The 19,971-nt window shown below is 63.6% G+C and carries 18 protein-coding genes; 7 read left to right on the top strand and 11 right to left on the bottom strand.

Features of this window, described 5'->3' with window-relative positions:
- Positions 1-152 precede the first annotated feature (152 nt).
- Both ACTNFJ_RS01815 and ACTNFJ_RS01810 read right to left on the bottom strand, forming a co-directional pair.
- Positions 153-1,826 (bottom strand): amidohydrolase, encoded by a 1,674-nt coding sequence (locus ACTNFJ_RS01815; protein WP_435907010.1) that lies wholly within the window; start codon positions 1,824-1,826, stop codon positions 153-155.
- Positions 1,823-2,611, bottom strand: a complete 789-nt coding sequence (locus tag ACTNFJ_RS01810; RefSeq protein ID WP_435907011.1) for a TetR/AcrR family transcriptional regulator C-terminal domain-containing protein — start codon at positions 2,609-2,611, stop codon at positions 1,823-1,825. Before ACTNFJ_RS01810 ends, ACTNFJ_RS01815 begins: the two co-directional genes overlap by 4 nt.
- Before the next feature lie 237 nt (positions 2,612-2,848).
- Between ACTNFJ_RS01810 and ACTNFJ_RS01805 the strand changes: the two genes are divergently transcribed.
- The 6 genes from ACTNFJ_RS01805 (at position 2,849) to ACTNFJ_RS01780 (ending at position 9,952) form a co-directional block, all read left to right on the top strand.
- Positions 2,849-4,108: an ABC transporter ATP-binding protein gene (locus tag ACTNFJ_RS01805; protein ID WP_435907012.1), complete on the top strand. Its 1,260-nt coding sequence runs from the start codon at positions 2,849-2,851 to the stop codon at positions 4,106-4,108.
- A complete protein-coding gene (locus tag ACTNFJ_RS01800; protein WP_435907013.1) occupies positions 4,105-5,100 on the top strand; it encodes an ABC transporter permease in 996 nt (331 codons plus the stop codon). The genes ACTNFJ_RS01805 and ACTNFJ_RS01800 overlap by 4 nt, the downstream gene beginning before the upstream one ends.
- Positions 5,097-5,921 carry an ABC transporter permease gene (locus ACTNFJ_RS01795; protein WP_435907014.1) on the top strand — a complete coding sequence of 275 codons (825 nt, stop codon included), beginning with the start codon at positions 5,097-5,099 and terminating at the stop codon, positions 5,919-5,921. The genes ACTNFJ_RS01800 and ACTNFJ_RS01795 overlap by 4 nt, the downstream gene beginning before the upstream one ends.
- Positions 5,914-7,026, top strand: coding sequence for an extracellular solute-binding protein (locus ACTNFJ_RS01790; RefSeq protein WP_435907015.1), 1,113 nt, complete (start codon positions 5,914-5,916; stop codon positions 7,024-7,026). The genes ACTNFJ_RS01795 and ACTNFJ_RS01790 overlap by 8 nt, the downstream gene beginning before the upstream one ends.
- Before the next feature lie 1,052 nt (positions 7,027-8,078).
- Positions 8,079-8,591 (top strand): MarR family winged helix-turn-helix transcriptional regulator, encoded by a 513-nt coding sequence (locus ACTNFJ_RS01785; protein ID WP_435907016.1) that lies wholly within the window; start codon positions 8,079-8,081, stop codon positions 8,589-8,591.
- Positions 8,588-9,952, top strand: a complete 1,365-nt coding sequence (locus ACTNFJ_RS01780; protein ID WP_435907017.1) for an MFS transporter — start codon at positions 8,588-8,590, stop codon at positions 9,950-9,952. Before ACTNFJ_RS01785 ends, ACTNFJ_RS01780 begins: the two co-directional genes overlap by 4 nt.
- Positions 9,953-9,961: 9 nt before the next feature.
- Here the strand turns inward: ACTNFJ_RS01780 and ACTNFJ_RS01775 are convergent, their stop codons facing one another.
- Positions 9,962-10,369 (bottom strand): MmcQ/YjbR family DNA-binding protein, encoded by a 408-nt coding sequence (locus ACTNFJ_RS01775; RefSeq protein WP_435907018.1) that lies wholly within the window; start codon positions 10,367-10,369, stop codon positions 9,962-9,964.
- Positions 10,370-10,527: 158 nt separating this feature from the next.
- Here ACTNFJ_RS01775 and ACTNFJ_RS01770 point away from each other — a divergent pair, with 158 nt between their 5' ends.
- A complete protein-coding gene (locus ACTNFJ_RS01770; RefSeq protein WP_435907019.1) occupies positions 10,528-11,289 on the top strand; it encodes an SDR family NAD(P)-dependent oxidoreductase in 762 nt (253 codons plus the stop codon).
- On the opposite strand, the gene ACTNFJ_RS01765 is transcribed toward ACTNFJ_RS01770, so the two are convergent.
- The 8 genes from ACTNFJ_RS01765 to ACTNFJ_RS01730 all read right to left on the bottom strand — a co-directional run bounded on the left by ACTNFJ_RS01765 (position 11,286) and on the right by ACTNFJ_RS01730 (position 19,764).
- Positions 11,286-12,428 carry a branched-chain amino acid ABC transporter permease gene (locus ACTNFJ_RS01765; RefSeq protein WP_435907020.1) on the bottom strand — a complete coding sequence of 381 codons (1,143 nt, stop codon included), beginning with the start codon at positions 12,426-12,428 and terminating at the stop codon, positions 11,286-11,288. The two genes, ACTNFJ_RS01770 and ACTNFJ_RS01765, sit on opposite strands and share 4 nt — an antisense overlap.
- Positions 12,425-13,312, bottom strand: coding sequence for a branched-chain amino acid ABC transporter permease (locus ACTNFJ_RS01760; protein ID WP_435907021.1), 888 nt, complete (start codon positions 13,310-13,312; stop codon positions 12,425-12,427). Before ACTNFJ_RS01760 ends, ACTNFJ_RS01765 begins: the two co-directional genes overlap by 4 nt.
- The gene (locus ACTNFJ_RS01755; protein WP_435907022.1) at positions 13,309-14,019 is read right to left on the bottom strand and encodes an ABC transporter ATP-binding protein; all 711 of its coding nucleotides are present in this window, start codon (positions 14,017-14,019) and stop codon (positions 13,309-13,311) included. The genes ACTNFJ_RS01760 and ACTNFJ_RS01755 overlap by 4 nt, the downstream gene beginning before the upstream one ends.
- Complete coding sequence (locus ACTNFJ_RS01750) at positions 14,019-14,834, bottom strand: ABC transporter ATP-binding protein (protein WP_444711784.1); 816 nt, start codon at positions 14,832-14,834, stop codon at positions 14,019-14,021. The genes ACTNFJ_RS01755 and ACTNFJ_RS01750 overlap by 1 nt, the downstream gene beginning before the upstream one ends.
- A 4-nt stretch (positions 14,835-14,838) precedes the next feature.
- Entirely contained in the window at positions 14,839-16,197 is a 1,359-nt protein-coding gene (locus ACTNFJ_RS01745) for an ABC transporter substrate-binding protein (protein ID WP_435907023.1), read from the bottom strand.
- A 166-nt stretch (positions 16,198-16,363) separates the two neighbouring features.
- Positions 16,364-18,097, bottom strand: a complete 1,734-nt coding sequence (locus tag ACTNFJ_RS01740; protein ID WP_435907024.1) for an ABC transporter substrate-binding protein — start codon at positions 18,095-18,097, stop codon at positions 16,364-16,366.
- Between the two features lie 69 nt (positions 18,098-18,166).
- On the bottom strand, positions 18,167-18,913 hold the full coding sequence (locus ACTNFJ_RS01735) for an SDR family NAD(P)-dependent oxidoreductase (RefSeq protein ID WP_435907025.1): 747 nt from the start codon (positions 18,911-18,913) through the stop codon (positions 18,167-18,169).
- Entirely contained in the window at positions 18,910-19,764 is an 855-nt protein-coding gene (locus ACTNFJ_RS01730) for an SDR family NAD(P)-dependent oxidoreductase (RefSeq protein WP_435907026.1), read from the bottom strand. The genes ACTNFJ_RS01735 and ACTNFJ_RS01730 overlap by 4 nt, the downstream gene beginning before the upstream one ends.
- Positions 19,765-19,971: the final 207 nt, after the last annotated feature.

Here is a 19,971-nt window from a genome sequence, read left to right as displayed (position 1 = left end):
AGTCCGTGGGCAGGAGATGTCGGAAAGCCCGTGCTTTCGAGCATCTACTGCCCACGGACTCGCGCGGGCGGGCGGCAGCGGGAGCGGGAGCAGCGGGAGCGGGAGATACGGCAGCGGCGCGCGAAGGAAGCCGCTCCCGCCTCACGCCCGACTCACTCCGCTTCGAACACCACCTCCCCGGCGACCACGGTGACGAGGTTGCGGGTGAGGTGGATCTCGGAGGCGTCTGCCGCGAACGGGTCGCGATCCGCCACCGCGACATCGCACACCTTGCCCACCTCGATCGACCCGCCCGGCATGCCGAGCAGCTGGTGGGAGCCGCGGGTGTATGCCGTCAGAATCGACGACAGCGACAGCGCCTCATTCGGCAGCAGCGGATCAAACTCCGTCACCCCAGGCTCGCGACGGGTGACGGCGACGTGCATCGCCTGCCACGGATCGGGGCTCGAGACCGGCCAGTCAGATCCGCAGGCAAGCGCCGCCCCGGCGCGCTCGAGAGAGGCGAACTGGTACTGCCAGCCGGCCCGCTCCTCGCCCATGAGCGGCATCGTGAGGGTGAGCATCTGCGGGTCGAGGCACGCCCACACGGCCTGCAGGTTGGCGGTCACGCCGAGTTCGGCAAACCGGGGCAGATCCACCGGATTGATGATCTGCAGGTGCGCAATGTGGTTGCGGACGCGGGCGCGATCCGCCTCGGGCACCGCGGCCACCGCATCGAGTGCGTACCGCACCGCGCGATCGCCGATGGCGTGAAAGTGCGCGGTGAAGCCGCGGGCGTTGAGCAGCGGCACGAGCCCGAGCAGTTGCTCGCGGCTAAAGTAGGCGAGGCCTGATCCACCGGTGCAGGAGCATTCGGCGATGTAGGGCTCTTCCATCGCGGCTGTCTCGTTTTCGGGCACCCCGTCGACCATGATTTTCGCGGTGTCGAGCGTGAGCCCCTCGCGCTCGTACTGCGCGCGTCGACGCTCGAGATCTGCCACGAAGTCTTCAATCGAGAGTCCGTCGAAGTCGCGCGACACCCACAACGCACCGCTAGCCCGACCGCGCAGCTCGCCTGCGTCGATGAGTGAACGATAGATGGGCGTGAAATCGGTGTAGCCGGCGTAGCTGCCGAGGATGGCCTCTTGCCATCCGGTGATCCCGTACCGGAACATCACTTGCTCTCCGGCGAGCAGCCCCGCCCGCATCTCAGCATCGGTGGTCACGGGAATCACCGCTGCGACGAGTTCGGCGGCCCCCTCCTGCAGCGTGCCTGAGGGCGCGCCCGTGGCATCACGCTCGATGCGCCCGTCGGCCGGGTCGGGGGTCTCGGCGGTGACGCCGGCGAGCTCGAGCGCCCGAGTGTTCGCCCACGCCCCGTGATGATCGGCATTGATCAGATAAACGGGGCGGTCAGGCACCACCCGATCGAGGTCTTCGCGCAGGGGCGTGCCCCCCGGGAACTGCGGCATCCGCCACCCTCCACCCACGATCCAGGGCAGTTCTGGGTTCGCCGCGGCGTATCGCCCGATCTCGGCGTAGACCTCCTCGGCGTTCGCGCACGCAGTCAGGTCACAGCGCAGCGATTCGATGCCACCGATGGTGGTGTGCACGTGCGCGTCGACGAAGCTCGGGGTGACGAGTCCGCCGCGTGCGTCGATGACCCGGCTGGCCGAGAAGCGATCCACAATTTCGTCGCCACCGAGCGCCACAATGCGCCCGTCTGCTGCGGCGAGCGCGGTGTGCGGCAGCATGGCCCCGTCGCTCCAAATGCGGGCATTGTGGATCACCAGGTCGGCAGCGGCGTGGTCAGCCGGGGTGGCGTGCGTCGGGGTTGATGTGCTCATGCGGGGGCGCCTTTCAGGTCGTCGAGTTCGTGGCGGAACATTTCGATATAGCGATTCAAGAGGTTCATGAAGGTCGTTTCAGCGACGCGTCGCTGGTCGGTACGCCCGCGCGTGATCGCCGCGAGAATGGGCGCGCCCTGCGCCGCGACCACGTCGGGGTCGAGCATGAGGTCTTCAGCGTTCCACTCGTAGGCGAAACCGAGGGCGAGGTGCTCAAGGCCCAGTAGCGCCTCGAAGGCGCGCACCGGCTCAAAGCCCTGCTCCGTCAAGGTGCGCAGGAAGAGTTCGTACATCGCGAGCGTGCCAGCGTCTCGCACCGGCGTTGTCGACAGCACCTGAATGGTGTTGGGGTGGCGGGCGAAGGCGCGATAGTAGGCGAGACCGAAGGTGTGGATCGCTTCGTCCCAGGGCTGCCGATCGAGACCCGGGGTGTGGATCTCGCGCACTACGAGTGCGCGCACGAGGTCGACGAGACCTTTCTGCCCGTCGACGTGGTGGTAGAGGGAGGGCGAGCGCACACCGAGGCGGTGGGCAATCAGCTTCATGGTGCAGGCTGCCCAGCCCAGCTCGTCGATAATCGCGAGGGCTTCCCGCGCGATGACTGATTCAGTCAGGGCAGGTCGCGAGGGCCTCCCCGCTCGCCGGGGCGTCTCGGAAGGCTGCTTCGAAACCGTTGCGGCGGGCTTCGCCTTCGCGGCACCGGGCGTCGACTTCGCGCTATTCGGGTTCGCCTTCTCGGCATTCAGGTTCGCCTTCGCGGCGCCTAGCTTCGCCGTCTCACCCATCACTCACCTCCCATCGCAGCGTTGCTCATGGTTGTTGCGTAAACATTTCAAATTGGTAACCAAGCGGGAACGGTCGCATCACAACCCTTGCGCTCCTTATCTAACCCCATTAGGTTTATCGTTCACAAGGGTCCGCGCCGAAGCGGCCCCCGACTTTCACAGGCTCGCATCCACGCGAGTCGCAACGACACAGGCTCGCACCGACGCGGGCTCGGGCATTCAGGAAGCAGGCGATTTATGACCACGCCCATCCCGACCATCAGCGGGCACGACCGTATTGATCCCGCAGATTCCCCGTCGCGCGAGCTCACCATCTCGGGCGCGCGCAAGACATTTATCACTCCCGAGAAGACACACGTCAACGCAATCGACGACGTGTCATTCACCATTAAGCAGGGCGAGTTTTTCGTCATGCTCGGGCCCTCAGGTTGCGGCAAGACCACCCTGCTGCGCTCGATCGCCGGGCTCGATTCGCTCGATGGCGGTGAGATCCACCTCGGCAGCACTCGGATAGATCAACTGGCCCCGCACGAACGGCCAGTGAACACGGTGTTCCAGTCATACGCGCTCTTCCCGCACCTGACGATCGCGCAGAATATCGCGTTCGGCCTCGAAATGGAGGGCCGCAAGAAGCCGGAGGTCGACGCCCGCGTCACCGAGATGCTCGAACTCGTGCAGCTTTCCGACATGGCAAACCGTAAGCCGACGCAGCTCTCGGGCGGCCAGCAGCAGCGCGTGGCGCTCGCCCGGGCACTCGCTAAGCAGCCGCAGGTGTTGCTGCTCGACGAGCCGCTCGCCGCGCTCGACCTGAAGCTGCGGCGTGGCATGCAGTCCGAACTGAAGCGCCTGCAGCGCACCACCGGCATCACCTTCGTGTTCGTCACGCACGACCAGGAGGAGGCGCTGAGCATGGGTGACCGCATCGCGGTCTTCAACCAGGGCCGCCCCGAGCAGATCGGCACGCCGGAAGAGATCTACGAGAAGCCAGCGAGCCGCTTCGTGGCCGACTTCATCGGCGAGACAAACTTCGTGACAACAGTGGCGCAGCGGGTGAGCCGTGGTGACGCAGGCGGCGGCGCAGGTGGCGCTGTTAGCAGCGGCAAAACTTCCGGGGCGGATGAGCGCCTCGTGGTGACGCTCCCCGGCGGTGACCCGGTCACCCTGCCGAAGGTCGTCGATACCCCGACCGGCGAGGTGACGCTCACCATTCGCCCCGAACGGGTGAGCCTCATCCCGACGGGCGTGCGGTTTGCGTCGGGTCGTATCTCGAAGCTCGTCTACATGGGCACCGACCTGCGCTGCAACGTGACCCTGGCAGACGGCACGGAGCTCGCGGTGCGAGTGCCGCCGCCGTTCCCGGCAGAGGTGCAGCCCGACGCGGAGGTGTCGCTCTACGCCGACCCCGTGTCGCTTCGCCCCCTCACGCCCGAGACCGCGGCAGGCCACGGCGCCCCCGGCCGCGCCACGGCACGCATCGAACCGCAGGGCACCCGATGAGCACCGGTCTTGGCACCGAACTCGGCCCCGACTCCCCCACCGTGCGGGACGACCGTACCGGCGTGAACATGGTGCCGCTTGCGACGAAAAAGAAGAAGCCGGAGAAGGTGCCGGGTCGATTCCCCTGGATCGCAGTCATTCCGGCACTCGTCATCGCCGCCCTCTTTACCGTCGGCCCCCTTGTCATCATCATCATCTTCTCGTTCATGACGCGCCCGCCGACGGGCGGTGGCATCATCTACGAGTTCACACTCGAGCCGTACGTAAACTTCCTGTTCCAGAGCGACTTCCTCGGCAACACGGCGTTCGACCCGCGCTACCTCTCGGTGCTCGGAGATTCGCTCTGGCAGGCCTCGGTCACCACGATTGTGTGCCTGGTGCTCGCCTTCCCCATTGCGCTGTGGATCGCGACGCGCCCGGAGAAGACCCAGAACCTCCTGGTGATGCTCATCACGGTGCCGTTCTGGACCAACCTTCTCGTGCGCACTTACGCGTGGATGCTGATCCTGAATGACAACGGCATCGTGAACAATGGGGCTGCGGCGCTCGGCCTGCCGAAGATGGAGTTGCTGTACACGCCGCTCGCCTCGCAACTCGGTCTCATCTACACGTTTCTCCCGTTCATGGTGCTGCCGATCTACGCGTCGCTCGCGGGGTTCGATTTCCGCCTCGCGGAGGCCGCCTACGATCTAGGGGCGCGCAAGGTGACGGTGATGCGCCGCATCATCCTCCCGCTCGCAACACCCGGCATCATCTCGGGCATCCTGCTCGTTTTTATGCCCGCGTTTGGCTCCTACGTGCAACCGGTACTGCTCGGCGGCGGCAAGGTCTTGCTTGTCGGTAACCTCATCGCCTCGCAGTTCGGTGACTCCCGCAACTGGCCATTTGGCGCAGCCCTGTCGGTGATCATCCTGGTGATGCTCATGATCGCGCTGATCGGGATCGCCCTTTACTCCAGAAAATCCGGCAAGAAGGTGGAGATCTCACTATGACGGTGACTCAGCCCCGCAAGGCTCCGCGCGCGCTGCGACTGCGCGACTTCCCCGGCGTCGCGCCGATCGCGATCTTCGGCATCGTGTTCCTCTACGTGCCGATCCTCATCACCACGATTTACGCCTTCAACGACGGCGACTCCGCGCTCATCTGGAAGGGTTTCAGCGTGCGCTGGTTCGGCGAGGTCGCGCAGAACTCGAACCTGTTGAACTCGGTGTGGGTCTCGCTGCAGATCGCATTGGTGGCAACGATTGTGGCGACGAGCTTCGCGATCCTCTTCGCACTTTCGGTGGAGCGCCTCCGAGCCAAGGGCAGCGCGATCGCCACCGCGATCCTCACCGCGCCGCTCGTGATCCCTGAAATCGTGCTCGCGGTCGCGACCCTTGGCTTCATCCGCATGATCGGCCTGCCGCCCGGTATGACCGCACTGATGCTCGCGCACACCTCGTTTTGCATCCCGTTTGCGCTGATGCCGATCCGCGCGCGCCTGCGCAGCCTCGGCACCACCTATTTCGAGGCCGCCACAGACCTCGGGGCCAACTCGTGGCAGATGTTCCGGCGCATTACGCTGCCGCTGCTGGTGCCGGGCATCATCTCGGGCGCGATCCTCGCATTCGTGATCTCGCTCGACGACTTCATCATCTCGAACTTCCTGTCGGCATCTGGGGCTACACCGCTTCCGGTGTTCCTATTCAGCCTCATTCGGCGCGGCGCCAGCCCCGCAGTCAACGTCATCGCGACGATGCTGCTCGTGCTCGCGATCGTCGTCACCCTCATTACTTTCTGGCAATCACAACGAAGGAGCAAGCAACATGCGTAATACCAAGACGGGGCGCCGGATCGCCTCAGCACTGGCCATATCGGCCGTGGGGGCGCTCGCCCTCACCTCTTGCGGTGGCGGAGTTTCCGACTCCGGCGGCGGCGAGACCACGGCGTCGACCGAGTACGTCGAGGCAACGAGCGGCGAGGTGAACCTCTACACGTGGAGCGACTACTTCCCCGACGAACTGGTCAAGAAGTTTAAAGACGACACCGGCATCACCCTCAACGTCGACTTCTTCGACTCGAACGAGAGCCTCGAGGCGAAGCTGCGCGCATCTGACGGCGCAGGCTACGACGTCGTTGTACCGAGCGATTACATGGTCGAGATCCTCGCGAACGACGGCCTGCTGCTCGAGTTCGACTCGCAGAGCCTCCCCAACGGTGACAACATCAAGGATGACTTCATGGATGTGTACTTCGACGAGGGTCGCATGTACACCACGCCATACCTGTACGGCACAACTTCGTTCATGTATGACACCGCAGTCATCACCGAAGAGCTCACCTCGTGGGAGGACTACTTCAACCCGCCCGAGTCGGCCGGTAAGGTCGGCACAATGAACGACCAGACCGAGGTCGTCAATTCAGCACTGCGGGTCGTCGGAGGTGACTTCTGCACCACTGACGGTGAAGCACTGCAGGCGGCGCAGGATCTACTGATGGATTTCAAGCCACGCGTCGGCACCATCAACAGCGATGGCATCCTTGAGCGTCTCGCCAACGGCGAGCAGACGATGGCGATGATCTGGAACGGCGCAGGTCACCGCGCAGCTCAGGACCGTCCGACCCTGAAGTACGTCTACCCCGAAGAGGGCATCGCACTGTGGCAGGACAACCACGCGATTCCGGTCGGCGCGAAGAATGTGGATCAGGCCAAGACGTTCCTGAACTGGATGCTCGATCCCGAGAACATGGCCGTGGCCGTGAACTTCCAGGCGTACGCCTCGGGCGTTGAGGGCACCGACGAGCTCATGAGCGAGGAGCTGAAGAACAGCTCGGCAATCGTGGTGCCCGAGGGCTACGACCTCGCCCAGCCGGTCACGCCGTGCAACAACGAGGAAATGTCGAACTACACGAAGATCTTCGAGACCTTCAAGGGTTAGGCAGGCAGCAGGCCGGGCGGGCGGAAGCTAGCCCGCCCGGCCTGCGGCCATCCCGCCCGCCCGCCAGCTATCCCACCCGACCCAACCCCCACCCTGCAGCCCGGTCGGAAGCTAGCCCGCCCGACCCAAACCCCACCCTGCAGCCCGGTCGGAAGCTAGCCCGCCCGACCCAAACCCCACCCTGCAGCCCGGTCGGCCGGCAGTCCGCTCACCCTCTCACCCTCTCACCCGCTCCCGACTTTCCCGAAGTTGATGAAAAAGAGGCCCCCAAACCTCAAAATGGGGAAAGCCCCCGCACTGGGAAACAAGTCACGACGAACGCGACTCCCGACCTTCCCCAAGTTGATGGAAACAAGGCCTTCAGACCTCAACTTGGGGAAAGTCCCCGCACTTGGAAAGCAAGACACGACGAAGGCGACTCCCGACCTTCCCCAAGTTGATGGAAACAAGGCCTTCAAGCCGCTATTTGGGGAAAGTCCCCGCGCTGCGGGATGAGTCCTGCGAGACCGAGTGAGCTTTACAACCAGCGGCCCCCGCGATTTCACCCCCAGTGGATCGCGGGGGCCGCTCCGTTTCCCCACCCCGGACCCACCACAAAGATCCTGTGGCCCCAGCCTTCAGGCGTGAGAACCAGGTCTCAGACCCAGACCTCGGATCCAGACCGCAGACCCAGACCTCAGAGGTGGCGGGCGGCGCACGGGGCCGCCGTGCCGAGGGAAGGAGGCAGGAAGCAGGCGACCGAGGGCAGGAGACGGAAGGCAGGAGGCAGAGAGTAGGAAGTAGCAAGTAAGAGGCAGAGGGCCGAGGGCAGAGGGCAGCAGGTAGGAAGCAGGAAGCAGGAGACCGAGGCCAGGCGACCGAGGGTAGGAGGCAGAGAGCAGGAAGTAGAGAGTAAGAAGTAGTAAGTAGCAAGCAAGAGGCCGAGGGCAGCAGGTAGGAAGCAGGAAGAGGCAGAGGCAGAGGCAGAGGCAGAGGCAGAGGGCACAGGGTAGGAGGCACGGGGCAGAGGCACACAATTTGCTTAGCAAAACTAATTAGCTAAACTAAGTAACATGTCAGCCGAGACTTCCCCCGATACCCGCCCCGAGGGGGCTGCGCACTTCGAGGAGGCCGCGCACTTGCAGGGGGCTGCGCACTTGCAGAAGGCCGCGCACTTCCAAGAGGCCGCTGACCTACGCCTCGCCGTCTTTCGGCTGGCACGCCGCCTGCGCGCCGAACGCGGAGCGAACCAGCTGAGCGATGCCCAGCACGTCGTTGTCGCAGCTCTCTTCCACGAAGGCCCCATGTCACTCGGCGAGCTCGCCGCACGCGAGCGTGTATCCGCGCCGTCCATGAATCGCACGGTGAACTGCCTCGAAGGGCAGGGCCTCGTGCAGCGCGTCGCCGACAGCTCAGACGGCCGCAAGGTCTCGGTGCAGATCACTGAGGCGGGATCCACCCTCGTCACCGAAATCAAGCGCGTGCGCACGAGCTGGCTCGCCCACGCAATGCACGAGCTCACCGAAGGTGAGCAGCGCACACTCACCGAGGCGACCGCCGCCCTGAACAAGCTGGCCGGCCTATGACCGCGATGTTCCGCTCCTTCGCATCATTCAACTACCGGGTCTGGTTCATCGGCGCTCTCGTCTCGAACATCGGCACCTGGATGCAGGCGACCGCCCTGAACTGGGTCGTACTCACTGAGGTCACCAATTACGACGCCACCGCCGTCGGCATCACCATGGCCCTGCAGTTCGCCCCGCCTCTGCTGCTTGTACCGGTCACCGGGTGGGTGACCGACCGCTTCGACCGGCGTCACGTGTTGTACGTCACGCAATCCGCGTTCACGGTGCTCGCGGTGCTGCTCGGCCTGCTGCTGCTCAGCGGTCAAGCACAGCTCTGGCACCTGTACCTTCTGGCGCTTCTGTTCGGCGTGGTGATGGCGTTCGATAACCCGGCGCGGCAGACCATCGTGACCGACATCGTGTCCCTACAGAACGCCTCGAACGCGGTCGCGCTGAACTCTGCAGCCTTCAACGTTGCGCGACTCATCGGACCGGCGGTGGCCGGTTTCACGATCGTCGCGATCGGCTCGGGCTGGGTGTTCCTGGTGAACGCCGTAACGTTCCTCATCATGCTGGTCATGATCAAGATGCTTCAGGTGGATCAGCTCCCCACCCGCGTGCGCAGCGCCCAGAAACGGAGCCTGCTTGAGGGCTTCCGCTACGTTTCGAAGCGCCGCGACCTGCTCGTCGTGTTCGGCATCGTGTTTCTGATGGGCGCGTTCGGGATGAACTTTCCGATCATCGCCTCGACCATGGCGGTGGAGTTCGGGAAGGATGCAGACGGCTTCGGGCTACTCTCCTCGATCCTCGCGATCGGGTCGCTGACGGGCGCACTGCTCGCAGCCCGGCGCGAACGTGCGCGCATCAGCGTGGTGATTGGCGCGTCGGGGTTCTTCGCGGTCGCCAGCATTGTGTCTGCCTTCATGCCGAACTACTGGTTGTATGCCGCAAGCCTCATGCTGACCGGGTTCGCGGTGGTGACACTGCTCACCACGGCGAATGCGGTGGTGCAAACCACAACCGACCCGGCCCTGCGCGGGCGCGTCATGGCGATCTATATGGCGATCCTGATGGGCGGCACGCCGATCGGTGCGCCGATCATTGGGTGGGTTGCCGACACGATGGGCCCGCGCTGGGCGATCGGCGTCGGAGCTCTCGCCGCGCTCATCGGCTGCATCGGCGGCCTGGTGTGGTTGGTGACGTCGGGGCGGATCCACCGTGGAGACTCGATGTGGCGGCTCACTCTCGACCGTACCCAGTCGATCTCAGTCGTGCACCCCGAACAGTTCTCGGATGAGATCGCGTCGACGACCCCGATCTCCCTCTCCGCCGAAGAAACGAAGAGCGAGAATAAGCAAAGCAAGAAAGACGAGAGGGGCTGACGCGCCGCTTCACTCCCCCTCGCGGGTGAGGCGATCGATGCGGTGAGCCTCGCGAATCTCCTGCTGCAGCTTCTTCGTGAGCGACGCAAACACCAGGGCATACGATTCCTCGACGAGCTCTGAGAGGTGTGCTCGCGAAAGGGTCGAGATGTCGAGACGCACCGAGTTCCAGTGCTTTTTGTTGACGTGATAGCCGGGCACGACCTCCGGGTATGCCTGCCGCAGGGCCACGTTGTCGAGCGGATCACCCTTGAGCGTGAGGAGGAGCTCACCGCTACCCACCCCGAAGATGCCGAAGATCTTGCCCGCGACCGTGAGCACAAAGGTTTCCCACTCGGGCTTCTCAGCGGCCTCTGCCCCGGGCCACGCACTGACCAGCTCGGTCAGCCACGCCTCGTCGACGACTTGATCACCCATTGCCACTCCTTTCGCTCACAATTCGACCCCACTCGTCACGGCACCCTTCCGCGGGTAGTCGAGCGTCGAGAGCCCTGCTGAGATCTAGTATTCACGAATCCTAATTCCGTCATTCACCCGACGCGGCAGCCATGTCAACATGATGGACTGGGTGGATCATGACTCACACCTCTTTTTCACTCCCCCAACGCATGATCGTTACCGGAGCACAGTCAGGCATCGGGCGCGCTGTCGCACAGGCGGCAGTGGATGCTGGCGGCACGGTGCTCGGCATCGATCGCCACGCCCCTTCCCCCCTCGCCGAGCCCGCACCCAGCACCAGCTCGAGCCCCGGCCGCTTTATCGCGCGGATCGCTGACGTCACTGATGCCGCAGCACTTGATGAGGTGTTCGGGCGCGCCGCGGAGACGCTGGGTGGTGCGCCCGATGCGGTGATCCACAGCGCGGGCATTTACCGGCAGGCCCCGGTCGGCGACATGTCGCTCGATGAGTGGGAGCACAGCATGCGCACCAACAGCACCAGTTCGTTCCTGGTCGCTCGCGGGGCGAGCCGCATCATGACCGGCGGTTCGCTCGTCTTGTTGACCTCGATCGCCTATGCGCGTGGGGATTGGTTTGAGCCGTGCGCAGCCTACGCCGCAAGCAAGGGGGCCGTCGTCTCGCTCACCACGCAATTAGCCGCAGAACTCGGCCCACGCGGCATCCGGGTAAACGCGGTCGCGCCGGGCGTCATCAACACGCCCATGACCACGATCACCCAGCACGAGCATGCGACCGCTGGCCTCCTGCAGCGGCTCCCGCTCCGACGCCTCGGCGAGGCAAACGAGGTCGCGGCCGCCTGCTTGTTCCTCAGCAGTGCGGCCGCGAGCTACATCACGGGTGCCGTTCTTCCGGTCGACGGCGGGTTTCTCGTTTCCTAGTTCGCGGATCTCGGCGACGTTTCGGCGGGAGCTTCATCGCCTTCGTCGTCGTCATGGTTCATCCATCCTTGGAATCTTCCCCAGAGCCCGCCAATGAATGGCACGAGGCCGCGAGGCATGAGGAGGATGACCGCGAGCAGAACGATGCCCAATGCGGCAAGCCGAATCTCGGGGGTGTCTTGGAGTTGCAACTGCACAAAAGAGATCAAGAGCGTTCCCACGATCGGCCCCATGACGGTGCCGAGACCCCCGACCACCAGCATGGTCACCACCAGTGTCATCGGCACGAGTCCCATCATGGTCGGTGAAGCCACCTTGAATACGAAGGCGTAGAGGCCACCGGCAACGCCGGCCATGAACCCCGAGATTGCGAAGATCAGCATCTGGTAGGTCTTCTGGCTGATGCCACGGGCTGCTGCAAGCGCCGGGTTGTCTCGCATGGCGATCATGCCGTTCCCCAGCGGCGAACGCACGATGAACAGCACGGCAAGGGTTGCGGCGAGCGCGAATCCCAACACTACCCAGTACTCAAATCGACCGGCGTTCGGGCCGGTAAATCCGAAGCCGTCGAAGCCTGAAATGCCGTAGGATCCGCCGGTGACACCGCTCTGATCAGCGATGATGAGCAAGCGCACGACTTCGGCGAAACCAAAGGTCAGCAGCGACACATAGATGCCGCGAAGACGCAGAATCGGCACTGATAGGAGAAGCGCTATAACTGCGGACACGAGCCCGGCGAGGGGCAGACTGAGCCAAGGCGAGATGGGAAGATATATCGTCAACAGTGCCGACGCATACGCGCCGAGGGCATAGAAGGCGAGCTGGCCGAAGTTCCACAGACCGCCGTAACCGAGGAGCAGGTTCCAGCTGTGGCCGAGCGTGATCCACACCATGGCGAGTGTCGCTACTGACAGCCAACTCCGGTCGGGCGCGATGAACGGAAAGACCACGGCGAGGAGAATACCTGCGGTGGCGAATGCCGCGCGGGGCTGGGGCCATCCGAGTGCTCTCGCGTTCCATGGCACCGATGCGCGCAACGCCGACGGTGGTGCCGACTGTGGCGCCGACGGTGGCGTTGATGCTGCGGACGCCCTCGACGAGGGAGTGCTTGCAGACTGTGGTGCGGTGTTGTGGTTCATAGCCGCGCCTCCTGCGGTTTGCCGGCAATGCCGTATGGTCTGACGATGAGCACCACGACGATCAGGAGATAGAGCACTGGCAATGCGTACGTCGAACTCCAGTAGATCGACACGACGGTCTGCACAAACCCAATGATGTACGCGGCGATGATCGTGCCCTTGGTGCTTCCCAACCCGGCGAAGATCGCCACGATCAGCGCCTGCAGCAGCGGAAGGTCACCCATGGTCGGAGACACGAAGTACACCGGGGCGAGCAGCACGCCAGCCAGACCGGCAAGTGCTGCCGCGAGACCCATCGTCAGCACGTAGGCGCGCCGCGCCGGGATCCCCATGAGCCGGGCGGCATCGAGATTCTGGGCAACCGCAACGATGGCGAGTCCGTACTTCGATTTACTGAGGAAGAGCCCCAGGAGCAGAAGTGCCCCGATCGCAATGACCGCGGTGAGTATCTGATGCCAAGTGATCGATACCCCTTCGATCAGGGTGATGCGACCTTCGAGGAGTACCGGAAAGTTCTTCTGCCGTGGCCCGTAAATGAGCTGAATCACGTTCTGCACAATCGAAGCGATCGCGAAGGTGGAGATGAACGCGGTCATCTCGAAGTCGACTCCAGACCGCCCGATGAGACGGCTGACGCCGAGACCGTACGTGGCCATTCCCAAGAGGAAGGTTGCCAGTATCGCGAAGATGATCGCCACCCAGGGCGAAACACCCAAACTGTCCACTGCAAGGTAGGCGGCCATTGCCCCCACCATGACCATGACGCCTTGCGCCATGTTCAACACGCGAAGTGTGCCGTATACGAGGCTCATGCCGATGGTGATGAGCGCCAGCATGGATCCCTGAACGATCGTGCTGACCAGTGTCTGCAGCAGCAGGTTCATTCCGCTACCCCCAGGTAGGTTTCTCGCACGGTGCGGTCGTCGAGGATCTCCGCCGGGGCACCCGACTTGACGACCGAACCGTTTTCGATGAGGTGCATCTGAGAGGCGAGCTCCTGGGCACGCCCGAAGTTCTCCTCCACCAAGAGCACGGTGAGTCCAGAATCGATGAGCCGGCGAATCTGTCGGTAGACCTCATCGATGATCACCGGCGCGAGGCCCAGGCTGGGTTCGTCGATCATCATGAGTTTCGCGTCGCCCATCATGCCGCGACCGAGCGCGAGCATGCGCCGTTCCCCGCCGGAGAGGGTACGAGAGCGCTGATGCTCCCGTTCCAAGAGTCGGGGAAAGATGTCGTACACCTCCTCGAGTCTGCGCTTCGCGCGCTTCGCCGCGGTGCGGGTGAAGGCTCCAAGCTGCAGGTTTTCAGCAACGGTCATGTCTGGAAACACGAGGTCGCCCTGCGGGATATGGATGAGTCCGCGCTCGACAATCTTTTCGGCGCGCAGCTTCGTGATGTCTGCACCATCGAAGGTCACACTGCCGGAGCGGACCTTGAGCAGCCCACTGATCGCGCGAAGCAAGGTCGTCTTGCCGTGCCCATTCGGGCCGACTAGCACTCCACAACTGCCGCTCGAAACCTCAAGCGAAATTCCTTGCACAATGGTGGTGGATCCGTAACCGGCTACCACGTTCTCGAGCGTCAGCATCACTTGCCTCCAGGTTCGGCGGGCTTGTCGCTGAGTCGATCCGCACCCGCGGCCTGTGCGGTGCTGTCGGCAGAGGTACCCAGGTAGACGCGGATCACCTCCGGGTCGCTCATCACCGCGCGAGGCTCTCCTTGAATGAGGGTCTTGCCCTGATCCATGATGAGGATTCGGTCAGCGAGGGCCATCAGCGCGCGCATGACGTGCTCGATGAGCACGATGGTGACCCCTTGTTCGGTGTTGATGCGTTGCAAGAGGCTCAGCAACGCATCGATTTCTTCGTCCGTGAGCCCGCCGAAGGGTTCGTCGAGAAACAGCATCTGCGGTTCACTCGCGAGCGCCGAGGCAATCATGAGGCGCTTCTTGTCGTACACCGGGAGGTCGCCGGAAGGTTCATCAGCCCGATCGGCCATCCCCACGAATTCAAGAGCCTGCACTGCACGTTGCCAGACTTCGGCATCGCGGCGAAAGGTTTTCCACCACGGAGTGCCGGTGCCGAAGTGGGCGCCGACGATCACGTTCCCCATGACGGTTTCGCTGTCGAATACTGAGGGCTTCTGAAACGTTCGGGTGATTCCCCGATGACAGATTTCTTGAATCGGCGCGGCCTGAATGGGATGCCCATTGAAGTGGATCTCACCGCCAGTGGCTCGCACCATTCCGGTGACCACATCAAAGAGGGTGGTCTTGCCGGCCCCATTGGGGCCGGCAATCCCGAACACTTCTCCCCGCTGCACGTCGAAGCTCACGTCGTTGACTGCGACGAGACCCCCATAGCGTTTGGTCGCACCGCGAACCTCGAGAATGACCTCTGCCATGGAGCTAGGAGACCCAGCTCGGCAACTGGAAGTTGCCGGTGGTGTACGGCGCAGGAGAAATCAGCACCTGCTCACCGTTCTGAATCTGGTACGTGAGGTGCGGCATCCCGAGACTCGGGTCGTTCACGGCATCCGGGTAGGGAATAGCGGTGAGCTCGGTCTGCTCGAAATTGTAGGTACCGACTACGCCGCGGAAGGTGGAGTTTCGCACAGAATCGCAGACCCGCGCGAAGTCATTGGCATCGCCTGCTCGGGATGCTGCCTGAGCCCACAAGCGAAGGATGTCGTACTGCGCGCCCGACTGGCTCAGACCGGCCTCGCTGCCGTATTCATCGAGATAGCGCTGGCGGAAGCTCTTTCCGATCTGGTCAGGCAACGTACCGATCGTCGTTGACCAGACGACACCATTCGCCGAGTCTCCTGCGAGCTCAAGGTACTCCGGCACGCTGGGGCCGTACTGCTGGTAGAGCAACGAGTTGGTCGGAGCCGAGGCGAACTGGTTCGCGAAGGCCGCGAGGTCACCTGCGAGGTAGTCGGTGATGAAGATCAGTCCAGGAGGATCGTTACGAATCTTCGCGAGCTGCGGGCCCCAATCAGCGTAAGGCACGGAGACCTCTTCATACAGCGTGATGTCCCATCCCAGTTCACGGATGCCTTCCTGCAACACGGTGGCGATCGAGATCGAGTACGAGTCGTTGCTCGAGATGACCGCAGCGGTATTTGAGGAGGGCGTCCACACTCCCGATTCGATCCACTCTTGCATGAGCTGAATGAAGCCGCTCGCGTACCAAATCTCTGTCGGGCAGGCCTGGAAGATGTTCGTGATGCCGTTGTCAACGACATAGTCTGTGTTCGCTTGCAAGGTGTTGGTGTGGAACATGGGGACGCCCGCCTGGGCGTAGATGTCGTACTCAACAGATGTTGTTGTCGTGTAACCGCCCGAGACGGCGACGCAGTTTTCGCGCGACACGAGGCGCTCGGCGGCCTGCACGAAGTTTTCGGGTGCCTGGTCAGCGATGTCGGCGGTGACCAGTTCGACCTGCTGGCCGAGCACACCACCCGCGGCATTGATGTCAGCGATCGCAAGTTCCGCGCCGCGCACCATTTCCTGCCCATCACCCGAGTACGGGCCCGTGATCGGGGCAACAATGCCTACCTTCAGTGTGCCGCCCGCACCAGTGCTTCCACCAGTGCCTCCGGCCGAGCCGCGAGGTGCCACGAAATAACCTCCGGCGCCACCCACGACGAGGCCAGCCAAGCCCGCCAAACCGGCGCTGCGCACGAGATCGCGGCGGTTGATTCCGCCCTTCTTCGCGGCACCGCTGCTGGTTCCGGCGGGATCCAGATTCTGCTGCTCGGTCATAGTCACTCCTTCGTGATGGATTTCCTTCAGCACTCGCCCACACGGGCCTGCACGTTCTAACGCTACGGAGTGGCCAGCCGTCGAACATGCGTCATTTGACGGATCTCACGACGCAATGCTCGGGCGAGCGGGTGCGACACCCCGTTAGGCAGCGAGTGACACCGCGTTACTCAGCGTGCGACATCCACTGCGGAAGCTGAAACTGCGCCAGGTGCCCAAACGGTTCGGGGTGCAAAAGCACGTGAGCTTCGTCTTGAATCTGGTACACGAGGTGGGCCTGGCTCAGCGCGGCATCTGAAGTGGTGTCGGGATACAGCCTCGGCGCGTGGCCGGTCTCGCCGAAGTAGTACACCCCGTTCACCCCCCGGTAGGGCCAGCGGCGCAGGTACTGCACCACGTCCTTCACGTTTCGCGGATCCACCGACGACCACGCCGCAGCGAGCATGCGCACCTGGTCGTAGACCGCGCCAGCCTGTGACCAGCCGGGATCTTCGCCGTACTTGCGCGCGTACTGGTCGCGAAACCGTCTGCCCAGGTCGTCATCGTAGGTACCCGTGGTGGTTGACCACATCACGCCGTTCGCTTGCGGGCCGAGTTCTCTCAGGTACGACGGAATCGAGGGCGAATAGATGCAATACACCAGCGCTGAGAGCGGGTGCGCCGAGAATGCTCGCTGGAATGCGATGAGCTCGCTTTCGACGTAGTTCGCAACCAGGAGCACGTCGGGCTCGTGCGCGTCGACGTCCGCAATCGTGCGTGCCCAGTCTGTTGCTCCCACGGGCGTCTCGACGGTAGCAGCGACTTCCCACCCCCGAGAAGTCGCAAACTCAACGAAGGAGGGTGTGGCGAGATGCATACTCACTGACGGCATCTCCAGACACACCACACGGCGGGTGCGAGGCACCCACAATTCGGCGGCCTCGAGGTGCTCGAGCACCCGCAGCATCCCCGGACCGTAATAGGTTTCCGAAGCGCACGTCTGAAAGACCATGCCGTATCGCCACGGTTCAAGTTCCGTGCGTTGCACATCGGCCTCAAACGTCGCAGTGTGAAGGAACGGCTTCCCGTAGTCGGCGATCACGTCGAGGAATTGGGGGTGCTCGGCACTCACGTAGCTGGTGATGATCGCGTCGACATCTGCATCGATCAGGCGCATGAGGCCCCGTTCAACGCTCCTCCAGTCGAACATCTCGACCGTCTCGACTACGGCCTCGATGCGGCGGCCGCCAATGCCGCCCAGCGCGTTGATCTCATCGACCGCGAGGCGCGCGCCGTTGAGCGTTTGCGCGGAGTCCGTGCCAGCGCCACTCGGCACGACAACGCCCAACCGAATCGGCACCCGGTCAGAGAGGCCGTCACGAATCAGAGCCCTGCCGGGATCGAGCTGGGCATGCAGCGCCAATTCCAGCTCCGCAACCCCGATGCCGCCGGTCTCGGGGAGACCGCCAGGAAACGGAAGGCGCAGGAGCCCCAGGTCGACGGCGAGTGCGGCAAGGCCACCACGCGAGGCCTGATCGAGCTTCTCAAGTAGACGCTCGAGTTGGCTCGAGACCGTGCGAGCCGAGGTACCCAGACGCTCGGCAATTCCACTGTTGGTATGCCCGAGCGCGACCAGGGTCAGCACATCGAGTTCTCGCACGGTGATTCCGCGCGGCATCTCGGTTCGGGAGACGATCACTCGCACGTACTCTTGGCCTTGCCCCGACAGGCTTGCTCTGGGGTCTCGACCAAACTGCACATCGAGCCAGTGCTTGTCGTCTCGCCAGAAAAAACGAAGCATGGGGCGCCGCAGGCGCAGAAAAGCTTGTGCATAGCGCCAGATCTCAGCCGGAACCTGGCGAGGGAGGTCGGTGTCAGGCGTGTCGGCTGAGATGGTTCGCTCAAAGACCCAGTCGCTCATGCGTCACTCACCTCCTACCAGTTCTCCGCGCTATCAGTTCTCCGCGCGTGGGTGCTCCTCAGCGCGCGACTAGTTGGCGAGAAACCCGCCGTCGACCGGGAGAATTGCCCCAGTCACATAGGAGGACGTGCGGCTGATCAGATAGTAGCAAGATTCGGCGAGTTCCTCGGGCCGTGCGGCGCGCCCCAGCGGAACGCGCCGCAGGAGTTCCACCGATCGCTCGGATTGGGTTTCCGAAACCCCCAGTTGCAGCATGTTGACGCGAACGCCGAACGGGCCCCACTCGGTTGCGAGCTGTCGCGTGATCCCTGCAAGGCCCGAGGTGGCCGCGGTCATCGCGACATTTGGAAACCCGGGAGGGCTCTGAATCACGCCGGCGTCGCCCACAAATACCACCGATCCGTCGTCGACCGGCTCACCGCCCCGCAGCCGCAACATTTCTCTCACGCCGGCTTGAGCGAACAGAAACCCGGCCCGCAGCAGTTGCGCCTGGGTCAGCTCCCACCCCTCGGCAGATTCGGTCACCGCTGCACGGTTCGCGTGCAGCTGTTCTGCACCCGTCGCGAAATACACGATTGCGGCAGGCGGGCTACCCCAACTCGACGTCAGCGCCGAGAGAGTGGATTCAACTTCAGCCGCATCCGCGAGGGCGACAGTATGCGTTGCTCCGACCGGTGCTGGAGCGGAATACCCGGACCGATCGATGAGGGTCGCGACGCGCCACCCTCGCTCGTGTGCGATCTGGGCAAGGGCGTGTGCCGTTCGATCGACCGCACCCGCGATGACCAGCGTGGGCTCGCTCCCCGCGCAGGTCACGCGAACCTCACCCCACCATTCACCGTTACCGTCAGGCCAGTGACATACGCACTGTCGACCGAGGCAAGCCATGCGGCAGCTCCAGCGACGTCCTCGCTCGTACCGTGACGCCCCAGCGGCACCTCGCTGCGAAGCTCAGCGAATCGCGACTCCAGGTCGATCCCACGCGCGGCTGCCTGCGCAGCGACTTCTGCCTCATGCATGGGCGTGAGGATGTAGCCCGGGGCAATCGCGTTACAGGTGATCCCCTCCGCGCCAAACTCAACTGCCATAGCCCTGGTAAGGCTTTGCACGGCCCCCTTGCTTGCGGTGTAATCGCCGCCATTGGGCACGGGATCGGACGCAAATAGCGACCCCAGGTTGATCACCCGGGCTCGCGACGAACGACGTAAATAGGGGAGGGCGAGTTGGGTCATTCCGACAAGTGCGACGAGGTTGACCTCTAACGTGCTCCGGAGTGACTCCAGGTCCAACGTCGCGATGGGGTGACCCGCTCCCCCAGTGGCGGCGTTATTGACCACGACATCGATGCCCCCGAATGCTCGCGCCACCTCATCCACAAACGAACGGCGAAAGTCGGGGTCTGCAACATCGCCGACGAGTGCGAGCACCTGCGAGTCAGCTTCGTTCGCCCACAGTTCACCCAGAAGAGGGTTCAGATCGCACACTCCGACCCGAAAGCCGTCTGCGATAAGGCGCCGCGCAATCGCCAAGCCGATGCCCGACGCCGCTCCTGTCACAATCGCTACCGGTGCCGACAGTGGCGCCGGAGCCGGCACCGGCACCGGCGCGTCAGAAGATGAGGTGGCCAGTGACAGCGCTCCCACTGCCGCAACAAGAGATGCACTCACAGCGGTCCTTTCCCAACTTCTCCCGAAGTGGTTTTGAATATCTCGTCAGTCTGCAGCTGCACCGATGCTGGGTGCATCGGTCAAATGACGGGTGAGCGAAGGTGAGGAACTACGTCGAATGACGCATGCAGCCCAGACCACTTGCTGCCCAGAATTGTTAGCAGGCCACTACGCCAACGACCGACAGGTGCCAGCGGCGCCTGCCAC

Origin of the sequence: Leucobacter shiyiweii (genome assembly GCF_052446065.1) — a bacterium.
Classification (GTDB): Bacteria; Actinomycetota; Actinomycetes; order Actinomycetales; family Microbacteriaceae; genus Leucobacter.
The sequence above is the reverse complement of the archived record's forward strand: the minus strand, read 5'-3'. Positions and strand labels throughout refer to the sequence as shown.